Below are 17,314 nucleotides of genomic sequence, written 5' to 3'. Positions count from 1 at the left end.
TGAGCTATGCCTTGCGACACGGGGTGAACTTTAGAAAACGGCCAGCGACAAGGAGCCAACAGTCAGATGACAAATTCGTAATATTCGAATGCCCCGCATGCTTCGAGAATGGCGTCATGAAAATCTTGCTCATTGAAGACGAAGTCAAGCTTGCCGAGTACCTGCGCAAGGGTCTCGGCGAGGTCGGCTACGTGGTGGACGTGGCCCACAACGGCGTGGATGGCCTACACATAGCCCTCGAAGGCGGGCACGACCTGCTGGTGCTGGACGCAATGCTCCCAGGGATCGACGGTTTCAGCCTCCTTACCGCTTTTCGCAAATCCCGGCAGACACCCGTTTTGATGTTGACAGCGAGGGTGAGCGTCGAGGACCGGGTGCTGGGACTGCAGACAGGTGCTGACGACTATCTGGTCAAGCCCTTCGCGTTTTCCGAACTGAACGCACGCATCCAGGTGCTCCTGAGGCGCACCCATGGCGCACGGGATGCGGCAGAACCCACGCAACTGCGCCTTGCCGATCTCGAAGTGGACTTGGTGCGGCGCAAGGCGTTCCGTAGCGGTCAGAAGTTGGAGCTGACCGCCAAGGAGTTCCTGCTTCTGACGCTGTTCCTGCGAAGGAACGGCGAGGTGCTGTCTCGCACTGAAATTGCCGAGCAGGTGTGGGACATGAATTTCGACAGCAACACCAACGTGGTAGAGGTCGCCATCCGGCGCTTGCGCAACAAGATTGACGCGCCCTTCGAGAAGGTACTGCTTCACACAGTTCGGGGTATGGGTTACATCATGGAAGAGCGCAACGAATGAAGGCACTGATCCAACATCGCTCACTGCGCCAGAGGCTGTCGTGGTGGTTGGCGTTGCAAAGCTTTGCAGGCTTGTGCCTGGTCTGCCTGGCCGTGTATCTGGTGACCGAGTTCAACTTTCGCGATCGGCAAGAGGAAACGTTGGCGCAAAAGGAAAACGTCATTCGGCATCTGCTGGCGGATGGTAAAGAGCACAGGAATTCTGAAGACCTCGCTCACAAGCTCGACGATTTCCTGGTGGGGCATGGCGATCTATCGCTTGAAGTGACCCAGGCCGATGGGGTCGTGCTCTACGCGCACGCGCGCAACCAGAATGCGAAGACGGTATGGCGCCAACGGCAGTTCGAGGTGGAGCAGGTCGCGGGCTCGGCCTCGAAGAGTTTGCGCGTCCGGCTGTCGCTGGACATCCAAACCGACAATCAGTTGCTTCACCGGCTCGCAGTCACCCTGCTGGTGGCGGCTATCGGGGGAGCCGTCGTAGTTTCGCTGGGCGGCTTCTCTCTGGTCAACCTCGGGCTTGCGCCCGTGCGAAGGCTGGCCAGCCAAACGCGCGCACTGTCGGCCGGCAACCTGCATCACCGGCTCGATGGGGGTGAGCAACCTCTTGAGCTTGTGCCGCTGATTGACCAGTTCAATGCACTCCTGGCACGCATCGAGAAGGCCTACTCACAGATGGAGGGCTTCAATGCAGATGTAGCGCACGAGTTGTGCACGCCACTGGCCACGCTCATTGCCAACAATGAACTGGCGCTAAGGCGCCCTGAACAGACGGACATGCGGGAGGTCCTCGCCTCCAACCTGGAGGAACTGCATCGCCTGACCGGCATCGTCAACGACATGCTGTTCCTATCCCAGGCGGATCGGGGCGTGGGCGCACGCCGCGCTCCCGTAGCGAGCCTTGCAGCGGTGGCTGCAGACGTGCTGGACTACCACGAGGCGGCGCTGGCCGAGGCCAGTCTCACCGCCAAAGTGGTGGGCGATGCCCATGGCGCCTTTGACGCGCCGCTGTTGCGCCGGGCCCTGTCAAACCTGCTAGGCAACGCCACCCGATACGCAAAAAATGACTCAATCGTCCAGATCACCTTCAAGCCCTCTGATGAGGACCGCGTGCTGATCAGTGTCGCTAACTACGGAGATACCATCGATCCAGAGATACTTCCGCACCTGTTTGATCGATTCTTCCGCGGCGATCCCGCTCGCAGCCATGGGCAAAGCAACCATGGCCTCGGCTTGGCCATCGTTGGCGCGATCGCTCGCATGCACCAGGGTGAGCCGGTTGCATGGTCAGAGAACGGGGTGACGATTGTCGGGATGGAAATCCGCGCTCTGTAACGGGCTCTGGTGCCGGTGATCCCACTTACGCATCCATGAGCCCGAACTGTGCTTCTTAGGGGGGCCTGGATCGATTTTCTGATTTATGAGTTCGTGTTTTCCGACTGGCTTTTCTGCAATTGGCCGAAGCGACTCCATCGCACTTACTCCAATGCAGGATATTTGCCCATGTCTTCATGGTTGGACCTTGTCACCGCGATAAGGTCAAGGTCCGCAAAAGATGACAGAAAAGTCACCATGCTGTCCTCGTTCTGTTGGGTCGGGGTTTCTACGATGAACACATCTTCTCATCGCCTGGCAAAGGCATGGGAGATGCAAGTTTTATTGACTTCTATAAGGACCTTAGCCATGACTCAACATCGCCTCTCCCTTTCTTCCATGATTGCAGCAGTGGCCGCAGTGGTCACTCTGGGTCTACCGGGGATGGCTTCGGCAGCATACGAGCATCCTGCCAACAATGAAAAGGGCATCATCGTTCACCCGGAACACTGGAAGAGCGAGAAGACGCGAGAGCAGGTTATCGCGGAAACCAAGGCTGCCATGCAGCAAGGACGCCTGTCTTATGGCGAGAGCAACTACCCAATGCCTGTGCCTAATGTGGGTCCAGGGAAAACTCGTCAAGAAGTGATCAACGAAATGCTGAACGAGTCACCTGCCGAACGCGACGCGCGCCAGCGTCTCTACTACCCGGGTTGATAGCCCCCAATTGGGGCTCCAGCAGAGCACGTTGAATCCATTCTGTGGGATCGCTGGCGTCGGCCTGACTAACCTCGGGACAGCCCAGGCCGCCGTCCAATTTCCCATGACATCCCGCCGCCGCGCACGATGGCGGAAAGCTGTTGTCCCAGCCGTTGCTCTATCACTGGCTTCCACGGCACCAGACTGAAGCCCTTGCCGTCGTCCAGCATGGCGTAGCGTCCACTGACGAGCATGACGGAGCGCCGATAGATCCCAGCCACGCGCTGGCCGTCGACCAGGGGCCGATGCTCCAGCCCGGTTTCGGCGGCAATGTCCTTGGCGGCTTGCGCCAGTTCCCGGTTGCGCAGCGTGCTCAGCAGGTTGCGCGCCAGGACCACGCGCTGGCCACGCCGCTCGGCCAGCCCCTGTTCGGTCAGGAAGTCGGCACGCTTCTGTAGTGCCTCCTTGACCTCGCTGCCAAAGCCCAAATCGCCCAGCCCCTTGTCGCCGCCGATCAACTGCTGATCCAGCCAGGTGACCCCAATCACGCGGGCCTGCCGCTCAATGGGTAGGTGCGATTTCAGCTCCACGGCCACACCGCCCAAGCGTTGCGCATCGTATTGGCGGCCACGTTCGGGCAGGTCGTCGGGCACCTTCCACAGCTCCTCGGTCACACGTTCCACGATGCCGGCCCGGCGCAGCGCTTCGAGGCGGCGGACGTGGGCCGCAACGACTTCCTGCGGATCGCGGCCGGCCTGCACCTGCCCCTGGGCCACGGCCAGGTGATAGTCGGTGCGGTACAGGCCATCGCTGGTCAGCGCGGCGATATTGCGGTCAGCGGTCCGTACTTCGGCGGAACCGCGCACCTCCACCAGCGCGCCGGTCGGATAGTTTGCGGGTTCGTCGCGGGCATTGAGCGCGACATAGTGGGCCTTGCCGTCCGTGCCGTCGATGACCAGATAGCCCCGGTCGCGCAACTCGTCGGCCAACCCCTTGGCGGTCACGCGGCCAATGATGCTGCGCCCATCGTCGCCGGGCTCGAACACCGCCAGTTCGCGCGGCTGCCCGCTCATCGCCCGCTGCATGGTGCGGATGATGTCGCCGCGCTCGCCCAGGGCGCGCAAGGTCTTCTCGGCGTCGGCATGGATGACCCAGGTGCCAGGCTGCGTCTCGTCGGCCAGGCCCAGCCGCTGCAAGTGTTGCAGGCGGCCGATCAGCAGCAGGCGCTGGCGTCGCAATTTGGGTTCGTTGAAACGTTCGATCTGCACCCGGCCATCGTCGCCAGTCTCACGTTTCAGTGTGCGATCCAGGCTCGTCCAGCGCTCCTGCTCCACCTCGCGCTGCAGGCTCTGCTGGATCTCCAGTTCGGTGCGCGGCCCCAGCCATTCGGTCGCCAGTTCGGCGGCCCGATGGCGGAAGCCATCGGCGATGTAGTCGCCCGCGATGATGAGGTCTTTGCCGGTGTCGTCGCGCCCCCGCACGATCAGGTGGGTGTGCGGGTTGTCGGTGTTCCAGTGATTGACTGCCACCCATTCCAGCCGCGTGCCCAGGTCGGCCTCCATGCGGCCCATCAGGTGGCGCGTGTACGTCCGAAGATCGTCCAGTTCAGCGCCATCCTCGGGTGAAATGATGAAGCGGAAGTGGTGCCGGTCATCCTGGCTGCGTTCCTTGAACGCATCCAGATCGGCTTCGTCCGTCTGCGGCCCATAGGTGCGGCCCGGCTCACCATCGCGGCCCGCGCCATCGCGCTCGATGTAGCGCAGGTGCTTGGCAAGCGATTGCGGGCTGGCCTGGCGCTGGTTGACCAGCAGCGTCTTGATGGTGACGCGCCGGGACAGCTGCGTGAGTTTCGCACCGGCGAAGCGCGCCGCCGTATGCCCACGCCCCAGGCGCGAGCCGGGGCGCTTTCCGGTGCCGCCAGCCGACGCCGGGCGGCGCACCGAGGACTTGCCGCCGCTGGTTTTGCCAACCTGCTTGAGCACCTTGGAGACAAAGCTCTGGCCGCGGTTCTTCGGGGCCTTCGGAGGGTTTGGACGGATGCGGAAATCGTCGTCGCGGCGGTTGCTCATCGCTGTCTCCCTGGGAAGTCGTGGCGTGTCCGGTCGTGCGAAGTACGCGGACATGCCTGCATTGGCGCGGGCCTCGCGCCCCACGCGGCACGGCGGCGAAGCCGCTGTGTGCCGCGCCACCCCCACGTGCAGACTGGCTTTGCGGGCGGCTGGGTGCCGCCCCCTTTTGTCTTGCCTTCCGCCTTTGCCTCCCGCTTTCGCTCCCGGCAGCGGCGGCCCAGTGGCGCTGCGCTGCTTGCAGCCAGCCCGCCGGTGAACGCGGTCAGGGCCGCAGCCCGGGCGCGTTCAAGGCAAGACGCCTGCACGGTGGACGGCTGCGCCGGATGCAGCGCGAAGTGCAATGCGAACGCATTTGCACCGCACGCGCGGCGACACGGCAGCAGCCACTGGAAAGACACGCCTGATGGCACGACAAGATGCACGGCAACGTGCAGCGAATCGGCGGTCATCATGGATGTGACTCCAGCCAGACCGGATGCGCCACGCCGATCACGGCAGATGCGCTGACCGGCCCGAAATACCGGCTGTCGAACGACGCCGGATTGGTCGTGCTGAGAAGGAACAGTTCGCCAGGGCGAAGCCGCCGACACTGCGGCCAGGATGGCAGCGAGCGGCCCAGACGGTCGACTCGCAGCACGGTGGCCGAAGGCACGCCGTCGATGCGGACGCTACCGCCAGTGATGCACACCTCCTGCGATGCGACCGCACCCACGCGCTTGAGCAGCGGAACCCGCGTCGGCAGGTAGCCACGCTGCGCAGCCAGAGTGGCGGCCTCGGCCGGGAGCGGAACCAGCACGATGCTGCCCACGGACAACGGACGTGGCAGCGAGTCGGTCCGGTTGCTGGATGGATCGACGCGATACCAGCCGACCGCCACGCTGTCGGACGGGTTGTAGATCAGGCGCGGCAGTGGCGACAGGAAGGACGCCCAGGCCAGCGCGGCGAGGCCACAGGCGGACAGCGCAGCCAGCACGATGCGAACGCGCAGGCGCGAGCGAGGATGCGGCGCGGCTTCTGCTGAATGTACGGCGGTGGAATGAGTCGTCATGGCAGCGCCCTCCCGGCCAGCCAGGCGGCGTGCCGCTCGGCGCTGTAGCCGGGCAGTGGCAAGCGCGCCGCGAGCCGGTTGCCCAGCGTGCGCCAGTACGCGGGCGATGCGGCGGCAGGCGCGATGCCCAGCGCCTCGATGGCGTCGATGCGTTCCAGCACGGCGCGCACGGCGTTCTCGCCCTCGGCGTGCAGCAGCAGGCGCGCACCCGGCTGCACGCCGGGGATGCGCTGCGCCGCATCCAATGGCGTGCAAGCCTGCATCACCATGAGCTGCCAGCGGATCGTGCCGTAATCGTTGGACTGCCAGCGGATGCGGCAGAACATGGCGTTCGGCAGGAAGATGGCTACGCTGCGCCAGCGGTCAAGCCGCAGCGTGCGCGCCGGCTCACCAAAGCGCAGATAGAGCTTGAAACGGTGCTCAAGGAAGGCCAGCGAAACGCGCGTCAGCGGCGTTGAGGCTGGCCGGCCCGTGAGCGCAGCAAGTGGTGGCGACGGTGCCGCCGTGGCTGCGGTAGCAGCAGGAAAAGTAGATGCGTTCATGGCGTGTTCTCCGGGAATTCCCGCTCCAACAGTGCGCGCAAGAGGTCGGCCACCGTCACGCCTTGCGTGAAGGCCGACACCTTGATGCGCGAGCGCATGGCGGGCGTGATGTCGAGGGTCAGGCGGGCGGTGTAGAGGTCGCCTTTCTGGAGCGCATCGGCATCACCTTGGCGAATCCACGCCTCGGCGTGCGGATTCGCAGGCGGGCGCGCGCCGATGCCGACGCGCTTGCCAGAGCGTTTACCGCTGGGTGCTGGCTTCGCTGTCATGTCGGCCACCGCAACAGCTCATCGACCAGTGCCGTGATTTCGCGTGCGGCGGCGCTGTCCGGCGCCGTCTCGCGTGCGACCCGGCCGGCGGCCACGCTGTCTGCGAAGACGATGCGCTGGTGCACTTCCGAGCGCAGCGCAGGAAGTGGCTGCTCGGCGAGCGCGCCGCGGGCTTCGCGCCCGATCACCGTGGTGCTGACGCGCCGGTTGATGACGAAGGCCGCGCGCAGCGCAGGCCGGAACACCTGCGCCTCACGGATCAGCGCCACCATTTCCGCTGATGCCCACAGGTCGTAAGGGCTGGGCTGCACCGGGATCAGCACCCGCTCAGCCGCCAGCAGCGCGGAGCGCGCCAGGGCGGCGATCCTGGGTGGCCCATCAATGACGACGTGATCGGCCCGTCTGGCGAATTCTGACGCTTCCTGATGCAGGGTTTCGCGTGCCAGGCCCACGGCGCTGAACAGCCTTGGAAGACCTTGCTGGCTTCTGCGCTGCGCCCAGTCCAGCGCGGAGCCTTGCGGATCGGCATCCAGCAGGATGACGGATTGCCCTCGTATCGCCAGCTCGCTGGCGATGTGCGTGGCGAGCGTGGTCTTGCCCACGCCGCCTTTCTGGTTGAGCAAGGCGACGATCATGGCGCGGCCCTCCAAGCTGGAATGCTGGCCTGTACTTGCCTTGCAGAACGGGGTTGGTTTGGGCTTCTGGCTTGCTGCGCTTTCTGCCTTTCGGCGGTTGTCCACCGAAACGGCGCGCTTCTACTAAAAGTTAGAGAATTTAAGTTAGGTAAGTTAAGGGAGGCCGAAACCCGCGCCAGCATTGGCTTTGCAGCCGATTGGCACGCCTGATAGCACGATAGTCCCACGCCCGATAGCACGATACCTGGCACGCCTGATAGCACGAGCCCGTCCACAGGCCGCGCACCTGTTATCCCCGTGCCGTGTACGGCACGGGCCGGAAGGTCAGCAGCTCGGCTCCGGTGTCCGGCATCCGTTCGATGCCAAGGACATAGCCGGGCAACGATTGCCGCGCCACCAGAGCGCGCAGGTCGTAGGCGAAGTCGTAGGGCTTGGCCGTGCTGCCCGATTTGCGGTGCAGGTGCCGGAAATCGAACTGCCAGCCGCCGGGCTGATGTCCCCCATGCTTGCGCACCAGCCGGTACAGCCAGCGCTCGATCCCACCCGTCAGCCGGAAATACGCCGGGTCGATGGTCAGCACCAGGGCCGCATCCAGCACGCCCGCATAGAACCAGTCCGGCAGGATCAGCTCGATGCCCAGCGGCGTGCCGCCGGCATCGGCCAGTTCCTTCCACTCGTTGATCCACGAAAACCGATGCAATCGCCGCCCGGTCGTCTCCCGGATGGAGGTTGCCACCGTGGTGGACTGCAAGCGATCCAAGGCCGCTTTGAGGCGCTGGTAGTCGCGCAGCGACGTACCGCGCCCGACGAAGCGCAGGATCTCGTAGGGCGTGGCCTGCATCAGCCGCGACGGGCGCAAGCCCGCATCGCGCGCTTCGACGATCTGGCTGGCGGCCCAGATCAGGATGTCGGCATCCCAGATCGTGGCAATGCCGTGCTCGGCCGTCCCTTCCACGCGGATCGTGATGCCGCTGGCGCGGAAGTCGATAGGCGCAACACGCCGCGACTTCGCCAGCGAGAAGAACGGAAAGGCCATCAGGTCCTGGCTGTCGCGCGGCGCCATGTCGCCCGGCAAGGCGCGGAACAGATCGAGCTGTTCGCGCTCCTGCGAAGGCTTGGACATGGCTATGGCCACCCGCGCGCCAGCGATCAGCGCGCACGGCTGTCCGCCGAGTGCTGCTCGGCGTACTCGGGATCGGACGTGCTCTCGAAGCTGCGCTCCGCGGCCCAGGCATCGAGGTCGGCTACGGCGTACATGACGCGTCGGCCGAACTTGCGGAACTTCGGACCGCCTCCGATCACGCGCTGTTTCTCCAGCGTGCGCGGCGACAAGCGCAGGTAGTCGGCGGCTTCGTCGTTGGTCAAATAGCGTTGGGGTTGCGCAGCAGCCGTCGAGGGTGTGGCAGCAGGTCGCAAGGGAGCAGGACGCATGGTGAAAACCTCCATCGGTTAAAAGGCTCCGGCGACACAACGCAACCGGATGGAGGCAGTCTCAGAAAACGCGGCTGTTCTGCTCAGGGTCGATCTGCGCTGGATGCAGAACGACCCTTCTCAAGCGGCGGCAGTTGTGCTAGGCGGCGGTAGCCGCCGCGCATCAACGCATCGCCGCGCTGCACCAGGCGGCGCACCTTGGAGCGCAGGCCGCCGTCGCTGTACCAGTCGGCCGCCGCATCGACTCCGTACAACCCTTCGGCGATCCCGCGCAAAGAGGCGCCCGCCAGGGCCGCATCGAGCGCCTGCAAGGTGTGCAGTTCCTGCAAGACAGGCAGAGACGGCCGAGCCGATGCCATGGCAGCAGGCGCGACATCAGCGGCGGTCGAGAGCTGTTGCAGCATGGCGGCCAGACCTTGCAATTGCGCGCAGGCGCGGATGGCATAGGCGAAGGCCATGCCATCGGCTAGGCCAGGCGCGATAGCCAGCCGCAGGCTGTAGCCGGGCCAGCGCAGCACCAGCATCAGTCGCTTGCCGTCATGGATCAGGCATTTTCTGCCGGGCAGACTCCAGAACGCGAAGACGATGGCGTCCATTGGCGGATCAGCGTCAGGACAGAGCTGGAGCACGCCATCGTGGTCGGGGAACCAGGCTGGATGCGCGTCACGCGAATCCAGTTCTGGGTCTTCCAGCAGGCGCAAGCCCCAACGAGGCGCCGTATCGGATCCGCGACGACGGCGCAACCAGTCGAGCCGGTAATCGGGATTGCGGCGCAGGTACTCCCAGGCCAGCGCAGGACCATCGAGGTGCAGTATGTAGAGATACGCGGCTGTCGGATACCAGGGTTCGGTGTGATGCACGGCCATAGCGCAGGCTCCTGTCGAAGATCAGGAACGTCGCCACGGCCAAACATGCGGAGCTATCGCATCAGCATCAAAACATCATCAAAATCGGGGTAAGTTAACCATTGATATTCAAGATCGATTGGCTCCGGGGGTATTGCGAAATTCGTCCGAATGCGACGACCGCACGGCCACATAGAACCGCGCAGTACATAACACCATGCTCCAGCCCGCATGAAAGATCATGACTGCTTTAGCCACGGATGCACAGGTTGGATGCAAGAGTTCAGATTCAGACCAGCCAGGTCTTGAATAAGACTGAAATAGTCTCAATGCGCCCGGCTGCGCTGGAGCGCGAACGGTTCAATCGACGATGGAACCGTTTTCCTGGGCCAGCCGCAGATACTCCGACAGTGGCCGTACCGCCTGGAAATACCGATCCCGCATGACCGGCAGCTTGTTCGGGCCGACGATGGAGGCCAGGTCGGATAGCTTGATATGACCCAGCTCGGGCATGCCCAGCCCCAAGTCGACCAAGCCATGGGCGGTGTCCCGATCCGCCGGATTGAGCGAAGCCAGCAGCCAGGTCGCATGAGCATCCGGCGTGAAAAGCCGCACCACGGGCAACGGGTCAACGTACTGACCTTCAGCGCGGTCTTGGCCGTTGGTCAGCAGTTGCACGCGCTCGTCCTCGGTGATGAGTGTGTTCATGGTGGCCATCCTTTCGTCGGTGCACGAATCCGCCAAAATGTGAAGGCGCAAAACCGCATCGGTGGAAGTCAGGAAAGACACAAATGTGATTCTGCGGTTCTGCCGGAAGACACAGATGCGGATTTACTGATTTCCGCAAAAGCACAAAAAGAGCCCTATAGATTGTAGTCCTATAGGATGCAATCGAATTTCATCTTAGGTTTTGGGGAGAAACCTGAGGTGGAGGCAAAGCACTCATTAGCAACAGCATTGAAAACAGTCCGCAAGGCGCGTGGACTGAGCCAGGAAGCATTTTCCGACGTATCCAGCCGCACGTACATGAGTTCGCTGGAGCGGGACCTCAAAAGCCCGACCCTGAACAAGCTGGCCGAGCTGTGCGAGGTCATGCAGGTGCATCCCGTCACGCTGCTGGCGCTGGCCTATGCGGGCAAGAACCCGCAGCAAGCCGACCGGCTTCTGGCGCAGGTGCGGCAGGAGTTGGAGGCGGTGTTGAAGGCTATCAACGAATCGTAGCGCACCTGGGCGCTGGCTTGGCCGATCCGGCGCAAGCCGGTTCGGCACTCTTGCAGGGGTGCCAAGCCATGTGCGGCGGGGATGGGCCTTGCGCCGATCCCCAAGAGGCAAGCGAAGCGCGCAGTGCCGCAGGCGCGAAGGCGGAAGGGATTGACGCCGCATGGCCGTGAAGACATAGAGGCGGCACGGGGCGCAGACCGAAAGCCCGGCGGCGCATTGCACCGACACTCCCGAGGCAAGCGTTCGCCACTCCTGGAAATTCTTACATTTAATGTAAAGTGATACAAATTCTAGGGGCCGGGACAAAGGCGGCACGATGCAGTTGTTTGTCAGGCAGTAAGCATGCCCTAAGCACCGCTCACCTGTGTACTAACGGAGATTGAGAAAAATCATGGCATATCGAAATGGAAACTACACCGCCTTTTACGTAAATGAGCCGTTTGATCCCAGTCCGTTGGGTGCTAACGCAACAAAAGATTTTTGCTACTACAACACCCTGCGGATGTGGAAAGGTGCTGACGCGGCGTTCCCTTTTGTTGACTCGCATGAAAAGACTTACAGCGTCCGCGACGGTAGCAATTGGGATTTGACATTGAAGCCGCGACTCAGAGAGCGCATTCGGAGCTCAAAGAATATCGTCCTTTTTCTGAGTTCGATCACTGCAAATTCTTGTGCGCTCCGAGAAGAAATTGACTATGCAATTAATGACCAGGGACTCCCGGTCATTGTGATCTACCCCGGATATGACACAAAAGAAAGCCTTCTGGCCAATGGATTTCTGAAGAAAGAGGTGAAGAATCTTTGGGAGAAGCTGCCCGTCTTTAGGGATTCGATGGGAAAGGTGCCTACTCTTCACGTTCCGATGAATAAAGAGCTCATAAAAAAATCTCTGCAGGATAGCGACTTCATGGTTGGCAGCAAGAAAGAGTCCGGAATTTATCGATACAACCCGTAATTCAACCGATATAGCAGAGAAAATAGTTTGACCAACCTATGGCAAAAGTTAGCTTCGTTGACAAGCGAATTGTAAAGAAATTCCTTGAGATCACCTCCGCTGCCAGCGGCACGGTATCGGCAGTCGTTCTATTCGTTGATATTCCTGTCGAATGGAAATTGCGAGCCGGCTGGGCTTTCTTGATTCTACTGGCGCTCACCTATTTGGTGATATGGATCTGGTCGAACAATCTAAACAGCATCGACATAAACGTTGAAGGCAGTGATGTTACGATCAAGGTGGGTGACATTTTTCAGCAATCAGGATTGAAAGCAATCGCCTTCAATGAGTATTTCGACACACAGGTGGACAACAAGATCATCAGTGAAAAATCTCTTAATGGCATCCTGATAAAAAAGCACCTCGATATTTCTACCTCTGAGCTAGATCTTTATATCGAGAACTATGCTTTCGATGGCAGCGAGGTTTTGGAAATTGAAAATGACCGAAAACAAGGAAAGAGGCAAAAATATCAAATCGGGACAATTTGTCTCTACAAAGATTATCTACTGACGGTGTTCTCCAAGTTCGACGAGAACAACAAAGCTCTTCTGACGATGCCAGAGTATCTTGAATTCCTGATTAATTTCTGGGACAGGGTAAATAATTTATATGCCCAAAAGAGTGTCTCCACTACGATTTTTGGCTCAGGAATTACTCGCATCAAAGGGCATAAGAATATCGCCGATGAGGATCTTTTGAAGATAATGTTGTGGACGTTCAGAATCAGCGAAATGCGATTCAAGTATCCTGCGAAGCTAACCATCATCATTCACAAGGACAAGATTGGCCAGATCAATCTTCTCGACATTAAATCGGTGAGAAATGGTGTGTGATTTTTGCCGTGGCGGCCATACATGGGCGCCACGCACAGCGCGGCGGAGATGGGCCTTGGGCCGATCTCCTGTGGAGGCAAGCGGAGCGCGCAGCGCCGCAAGCGCGAAGACGAGAGGGATTGAAGCCGAATGGCCGTGACGGCAAAGGCCGGCACGGGACGCAGTCCGAAAGCCCGGCGGTGCGTTGCACCGACACGTCCTGCATGTGCCTTTACAGACCCAAGCTGTTCTCCAGCTACTAGGCAATGCTTGGGCCCAAAACAAGCGGTCGACAAACGATTGGTATTGCGCAGCGCTGCATCAGCAGCACAGCGCCCCGCCGCAATGGGCGGGGCGCTGCGCGGACTTCAGGCCGCCTGTGGCTTGCTGCGCGACCAGATCAGGGTGTGCGTGCCGTCTTCTTCCTCAATCAGGCGGGCATAGACCGTCGCCGGAAACGAAGGGTCATCGAGGGTGCAGGACACGTAGGCTCGGCCGGCCTCGCTGGTCTTCTTCCACGCCGCGCCCACGTCGTAGCCGGATGCCTGGATGCGGAAGTCCGGGGCGTTCTCGTTGCCGCCCTTGTCGTTGGAAACCAGCTTGGCCTTGACGTTGAGCGTCAGGGTGCGAAGCGAGCCGGTGAAACCGTCTTTGTCTGCGGTGAAGGTGCCGATGGTTGCCATGATGAATTTCCTTTCGGTTGAACAAGGTTCGCGCCCATCGCGTCCTTGTTGTGATCCGGCCGGCGGGGGACGGGCTGGCTGCACCGCTTGCGGTCGAAACGCAGTGGAGAGCCGGGAGGCGAAAAGAATTTGTCCCGCGAGGAATGCGCTGAACGCAGTGACAAAGCAGGGGAAATTGTTTTCGATGAACGGTTGCAGCCATGAAGCCCGAGGCGCAGCCGCGCCACCGCCAGGATTCACAACGAGACAAGGACGCCTTGGGCCGATCCGCTCCGAAAGGAGTTATGGCCGACTCGGCATCCCCGCACGAAGGCTTCACCGACTCGTTCCCTGACGCGGGCCAGGTCAACGCTCCAACGACTGACCAGAAAGCCCCTGCCGCACCTTGCGGTGTCGGTCTTGAGGCGTGGCGTGGAAGTCCCATAGCTAGGCCGGGCGTTGTGTCCGTGAACTGTCCTTCGTGACGTAACGGGCGAGAACCGCCAGCGTCGAGGACGGCACGCATTCGCACAACCTGCCTCAGCAAGCCCCGGCGTATGCGCCGCATCCAACCCATCGCGGCGGGGCGCTGGCCAGGCCGATCCGGCGGAAGCCGGTTCGGCGGATTTGCAGGGGCGCCAAGCATCGCGCGGCGGGGATGGGCCTGGCGCCGATCCCCTGGAGGCAAGCGAAGCGCGCAGCGCCGCAGGCGCGAAGGCGTGAGGGATTGAAGCCGAATGGTCGTGATGGCAAAGACGGCACGGGGCGCAGCCCGCAAAGCCCGGCGGCGCATCGCGCCAGCACGCTCAAGCGTCCTGAGCACCCAACAAAAAATTCGCACATCGAGCGACGACAAAGATCACCCGTTATGCGTCCTATGCCATCATCAAGCCGGTCGTCGCATTGCAATTGAGGCAGTCACTCCGTACCAGCAATAGCTTGGATCAAATGAATAGCGGGAGATCTTTCTCTACGAGGCTTATCAACTTGGGAGCGATCTGACCACTGATCTTGACGGTGCCGTTCGCGGCAAATGCAATTTGCCCTCGCAGTCCACTCAAGACGAGTTCAAACACTGCAAGCTCGACCTTGTACTTTAAGCCCGCGAGAACCTCCATGCTCTCAACCACCATCCCCTCGTTCGACACGAACTCCATTCGAGCGACGAGATTGTCAGCGAGAACCGCACCAACGACCTTCAAACCTATGAGCTTAGAAGAATCGACGGAATTGAAAACGGAAGAGGGGCGCTCCTTGTCGAACGTCACCGGTTTCGCAGTAAAGCCCATGCCGGCCAAGGTTTCGAGCGCATTGAGGAGATCGCGAATGTTTCTTCCAGCATTCTCAATTCTCAGGAAGATCAGGTCACCCAGTTCTACAACTGCAAAATCGGTAAAGCTTACGCTGTCTATCTGCTCGTAGGTCGGTGCCCCTTCGGCATCCAGCTTGGTTACGACGACTCGTGATCGCCAAAGATACCGGTAAGAGGCACCACCACTTGGTGCTCGCGCAAACCCGTGAGCGGCTGCAGACTCGAAAGGGCAGTTGGCGACAATCGCCGCCAAATCCCGAGCGCGGGCTGGTAGTTGAATACGAAACCACCGATACCTGATCTGCATCACTCGCTCCCGGTGTCAGTATCCTGAAATTCAACTCTCAGCGCCGCAACCAGGTCTCGGGCCTTCGACTCAATGACCCGCGAAAAAGCATCAATTTCATGCTTGTATGGTTGTCGTCGTCGTGTCGAGATTTTTCCCTCTTCGACTGGGAACACGCCACTCAAGATGAATGAAAATCCCGTGCAATCCTTGAGATCAGAAAAGCCCGCCTCAATGTCGTAAACATTGCCTGCTCCCATGGTCTCGGTTGCAGTCCACCCCATCTTGATGATGTAGTAATTTTCTTCATCAAGGAGTCCATTCAGAATTTCCGATCGACTGACCCCGTTGCCGCGAAGAAAAACTCGTTCCACATGGGTCTCAGAACCCTCGGCATCCTCTTCTTCTCCGTCCTGCTCAGGCTTCGCTTTGAATACGTAGACGTCAGTCACGTCACGCCGGACAAAGCCAGGCAGTGAACTCGCCAGCTCGTGAAAGAACTTGGATCGAAGCTTTGCCCACGGAATGTCAAACAACGCAACGACAACCTTGGTCAATGGCTCCGAGGTCGATTTCTCAACCTTTGCTAATAGCGTTTCCCGGACTCCGTTGAGGTAGTCGTTCTGCGTATTTCGCACAACATACCCTGCCGGGGATTTGACGAATTCAATGGTTCCATCACGAACTTGAACTTGCGAGAACTCGCTGCGTTTGTAATCGATCTGGGAATATTGAACTCGAATGCTGAGATTGTCGCCTTCTCGCGTCACTTGCACTGTGTCGCCGCTTGCCTCCATTTCTTTCTTCAACTGCTCAACGACGCCTTGCAGTTCGTCGGTATCACTTACCCCCGATACATCCATTGACGTCGTGCGCTCACGTCTCACGACGACGCCGAGTCTGGCCGCAATCTCCTTGTGGTCGTAGTAGTCGTGCGTCAGCGTTGAGAAGTATTTCGCAAGGTCTTCTCGCGATGTCTTCTTGCTGACCACGATATTGCGGCGTTGAAACAGCCGGATGACGGTCGGTGTATCAACCTTGTGCTGATTCAATGCATCGAAGACATTTTTATCACTTGCGTAGTAAAGCGATGGGCCATGAGCCCGCTTCTTCATTCCCGCCATCCCATATCTCCCGGATTATACGTGCTGGTAACGCTTGTAATCCTTTCAATCTGGATCTTCGCGAGAATTTCCTCGCGTGCAGAATCAAACCCCCAGGCCTTTACATATTTCTTCTGGGCTGTGAGGAAGATGGATTTGAGATCATTGGGTGCGTCTGGGTCAGTGACGCGCAGCAAAATTCGCTCACCGGACTCCAGCATCTGGAACCTCGACAAGCTGTCGAGAAAGTACTCAAACTCTTCTGGGCTGGATGCAGGTGCGTTGTAGTAGATGATGTAGCCCGCACTCTGACTATCCGTTGCGGCGTGCTTGATGATGATGTATGGTGAAGTCAGCGTCTCTACAGTCGCCGGCTGCGCCCAAACATCCCCCTGTCGGCGTGACATCACCAAATCAGGGTAGTAGAACGTGTATGTTTGCGGCAGTTCACCTTCGCCTTTCAGGCGGAGAACGTCGTTCGCTATGCTGTACAGGCGCTGAATGTCTTTTGGCCCAAGGTAATGCAGCTGAGTTCCAGGTGCCACAGGAAGTGCTTGCAGATCGACCTTGTCGATGGCCTCATAAAATGGCTTGTCGTAGCCATTGTCATGATTGTGAACGAATAGCAGCCCACGAACCTCATACGCCTCTGATTCGTCAACGGAGTATTTTGACCTCCAAGAATCTGAGCCTCGCGCACAGTCAATCGTCATGCACAGTGATTTGAAGGCACTGCGCAATCTAGTAGAGTTAATTGAATCAGCGGCATAGCTCTTTAAATCGGTGTGGAGATAAACCGTCTTGCCTAAATATGGATCTTGGTACAAGAAAACAACGTCACCGGGGTGGGTAGCCTTTGGCTTTCCACCTTCGCCAAGGTGCTTTTCATTGGAGCACTCAAAGTTGTCATCCATCTTGGGATGAATTCCCCACAAGAAATGCTTCAAAATATCCTTTGAAAGCCTCGGTGCGATCTCACCAATGTTTATTGTCTCCGCCACAACTCCTCCTTCTTGTTTGGCTGCTACGGAGGCCTGGGCACCAGCTACGCCCTGCCACCAATAAGCAGGGAAATTAGAGCATATTCCACACGTGCAATTGCGCTACGAAGCCCCATTCTCTTGGGTAGAACGTGCCCGAGGCATCGCGCCGCACCGCAATGCCTTCAACGCCGCCGCTTGCCTCTGGGCGCAGGCGGCGGCGCGTGATGTTCCGGCAGCTTGGCTTCTGTACCGGGCGCGGCTACCGCCGCGCCCGGATTTTTGTATTC

General features: G+C 60.0%; 19 protein-coding genes. 6 read left to right on the top strand and 13 right to left on the bottom strand.

The features are described 5' to 3' along the window. Positions 1 to 116: 116 nt before the first annotated feature. From K225_RS0106955 to K225_RS0106940, 3 genes are all read left to right on the top strand, one after another. Positions 117 to 803 (top strand): heavy metal response regulator transcription factor, encoded by a 687-nt coding sequence (locus K225_RS0106955; RefSeq protein WP_026435742.1) that lies wholly within the window; start codon positions 117 to 119, stop codon positions 801 to 803. Beyond that, positions 800 to 2,134 (top strand): heavy metal sensor histidine kinase, encoded by a 1,335-nt coding sequence (locus K225_RS0106950; protein ID WP_026435741.1) that lies wholly within the window; start codon positions 800 to 802, stop codon positions 2,132 to 2,134. The genes K225_RS0106955 and K225_RS0106950 overlap by 4 nt, the downstream gene beginning before the upstream one ends. Before the next feature lie 348 nt (positions 2,135 to 2,482). Further along, positions 2,483 to 2,830, top strand: a complete 348-nt coding sequence (locus tag K225_RS0106940) for a DUF4148 domain-containing protein (protein ID WP_026435740.1) — start codon at positions 2,483 to 2,485, stop codon at positions 2,828 to 2,830. Positions 2,831 to 2,898: 68 nt separating this feature from the next. On the opposite strand, the gene K225_RS0106935 is transcribed toward K225_RS0106940, so the two are convergent. The 9 genes from K225_RS0106935 to K225_RS0106890 form a co-directional block, all read right to left on the bottom strand. Next, the gene (locus K225_RS0106935) at positions 2,899 to 4,881 is read right to left on the bottom strand and encodes a relaxase/mobilization nuclease and DUF3363 domain-containing protein (RefSeq protein WP_026435739.1); all 1,983 of its coding nucleotides are present in this window, start codon (positions 4,879 to 4,881) and stop codon (positions 2,899 to 2,901) included. 448 nt (positions 4,882 to 5,329) lie between these two features. Continuing rightward, a complete protein-coding gene (locus K225_RS0106930) occupies positions 5,330 to 5,929 on the bottom strand; it encodes a S26 family signal peptidase (protein WP_026435738.1) in 600 nt (199 codons plus the stop codon). Beyond that, entirely contained in the window at positions 5,926 to 6,471 is a 546-nt protein-coding gene (locus K225_RS0106925; protein WP_026435737.1) for a DUF2840 domain-containing protein, read from the bottom strand. Before K225_RS0106925 ends, K225_RS0106930 begins: the two co-directional genes overlap by 4 nt. Continuing rightward, positions 6,468 to 6,740 (bottom strand): hypothetical protein, encoded by a 273-nt coding sequence (locus K225_RS0106920; RefSeq protein WP_026435736.1) that lies wholly within the window; start codon positions 6,738 to 6,740, stop codon positions 6,468 to 6,470. The genes K225_RS0106925 and K225_RS0106920 overlap by 4 nt, the downstream gene beginning before the upstream one ends. Next, positions 6,737 to 7,375 (bottom strand): ParA family partition ATPase, encoded by a 639-nt coding sequence (gene parA / locus K225_RS0106915; RefSeq protein WP_026435735.1) that lies wholly within the window; start codon positions 7,373 to 7,375, stop codon positions 6,737 to 6,739. Before parA ends, K225_RS0106920 begins: the two co-directional genes overlap by 4 nt. A gap of 289 nt (positions 7,376 to 7,664) precedes the next feature. Then, positions 7,665 to 8,498, bottom strand: a complete 834-nt coding sequence (locus K225_RS0106905; RefSeq protein WP_034711961.1) for a replication initiator protein A — start codon at positions 8,496 to 8,498, stop codon at positions 7,665 to 7,667. A 26-nt stretch (positions 8,499 to 8,524) separates the two neighbouring features. Next, complete coding sequence (locus tag K225_RS0106900; protein ID WP_026435733.1) at positions 8,525 to 8,806, bottom strand: AlpA family transcriptional regulator; 282 nt, start codon at positions 8,804 to 8,806, stop codon at positions 8,525 to 8,527. Positions 8,807 to 8,889: 83 nt separating this feature from the next. Next, complete coding sequence (locus K225_RS0106895; protein ID WP_026435732.1) at positions 8,890 to 9,672, bottom strand: DUF2285 domain-containing protein; 783 nt, start codon at positions 9,670 to 9,672, stop codon at positions 8,890 to 8,892. Between the two features lie 339 nt (positions 9,673 to 10,011). Then, positions 10,012 to 10,359 carry a DUF2958 domain-containing protein gene (locus K225_RS0106890; protein WP_026435731.1) on the bottom strand — a complete coding sequence of 116 codons (348 nt, stop codon included), beginning with the start codon at positions 10,357 to 10,359 and terminating at the stop codon, positions 10,012 to 10,014. A gap of 219 nt (positions 10,360 to 10,578) precedes the next feature. Here K225_RS0106890 and K225_RS0106885 point away from each other — a divergent pair, with 219 nt between their 5' ends. The 3 genes from K225_RS0106885 to K225_RS0106875 all read left to right on the top strand — a co-directional run bounded on the left by K225_RS0106885 (position 10,579) and on the right by K225_RS0106875 (position 12,702). After that, positions 10,579 to 10,872 (top strand): helix-turn-helix domain-containing protein, encoded by a 294-nt coding sequence (locus K225_RS0106885; RefSeq protein WP_026435730.1) that lies wholly within the window; start codon positions 10,579 to 10,581, stop codon positions 10,870 to 10,872. A gap of 391 nt (positions 10,873 to 11,263) precedes the next feature. Further along, on the top strand, positions 11,264 to 11,827 hold the full coding sequence (locus K225_RS0106880) for a hypothetical protein (RefSeq protein ID WP_026435729.1): 564 nt from the start codon (positions 11,264 to 11,266) through the stop codon (positions 11,825 to 11,827). Between the two features lie 38 nt (positions 11,828 to 11,865). Continuing rightward, positions 11,866 to 12,702 (top strand): macro domain-containing protein, encoded by an 837-nt coding sequence (locus K225_RS0106875; RefSeq protein ID WP_026435728.1) that lies wholly within the window; start codon positions 11,866 to 11,868, stop codon positions 12,700 to 12,702. 347 nt (positions 12,703 to 13,049) lie between these two features. Here K225_RS0106875 and K225_RS0106865 read toward each other — a convergent pair whose 3' ends face one another. The 4 genes from K225_RS0106865 to K225_RS0106850 form a co-directional block, all read right to left on the bottom strand. Next, on the bottom strand, positions 13,050 to 13,364 hold the full coding sequence (locus tag K225_RS0106865; protein WP_026435727.1) for a DUF736 domain-containing protein: 315 nt from the start codon (positions 13,362 to 13,364) through the stop codon (positions 13,050 to 13,052). Between the two features lie 923 nt (positions 13,365 to 14,287). Next, positions 14,288 to 14,962, bottom strand: coding sequence for a hypothetical protein (locus K225_RS0106860; RefSeq protein ID WP_034711958.1), 675 nt, complete (start codon positions 14,960 to 14,962; stop codon positions 14,288 to 14,290). Then, on the bottom strand, positions 14,962 to 16,065 hold the full coding sequence (locus K225_RS0106855; RefSeq protein WP_026435725.1) for a hypothetical protein: 1,104 nt from the start codon (positions 16,063 to 16,065) through the stop codon (positions 14,962 to 14,964). Before K225_RS0106855 ends, K225_RS0106860 begins: the two co-directional genes overlap by 1 nt. Continuing rightward, complete coding sequence (locus K225_RS0106850; protein WP_026435724.1) at positions 16,053 to 17,045, bottom strand: hypothetical protein; 993 nt, start codon at positions 17,043 to 17,045, stop codon at positions 16,053 to 16,055. The genes K225_RS0106855 and K225_RS0106850 overlap by 13 nt, the downstream gene beginning before the upstream one ends. Positions 17,046 to 17,314: the final 269 nt, after the last annotated feature.

Source organism: Acidovorax sp. JHL-9, from assembly GCF_000426205.1.
In the GTDB taxonomy this organism is placed as follows: domain Bacteria; phylum Pseudomonadota; class Gammaproteobacteria; order Burkholderiales; family Burkholderiaceae_C; genus Acidovorax; species Acidovorax soli.
The sequence above is the reverse complement of the archived record's forward strand: the minus strand, read 5'-3'. Positions and strand labels throughout refer to the sequence as shown.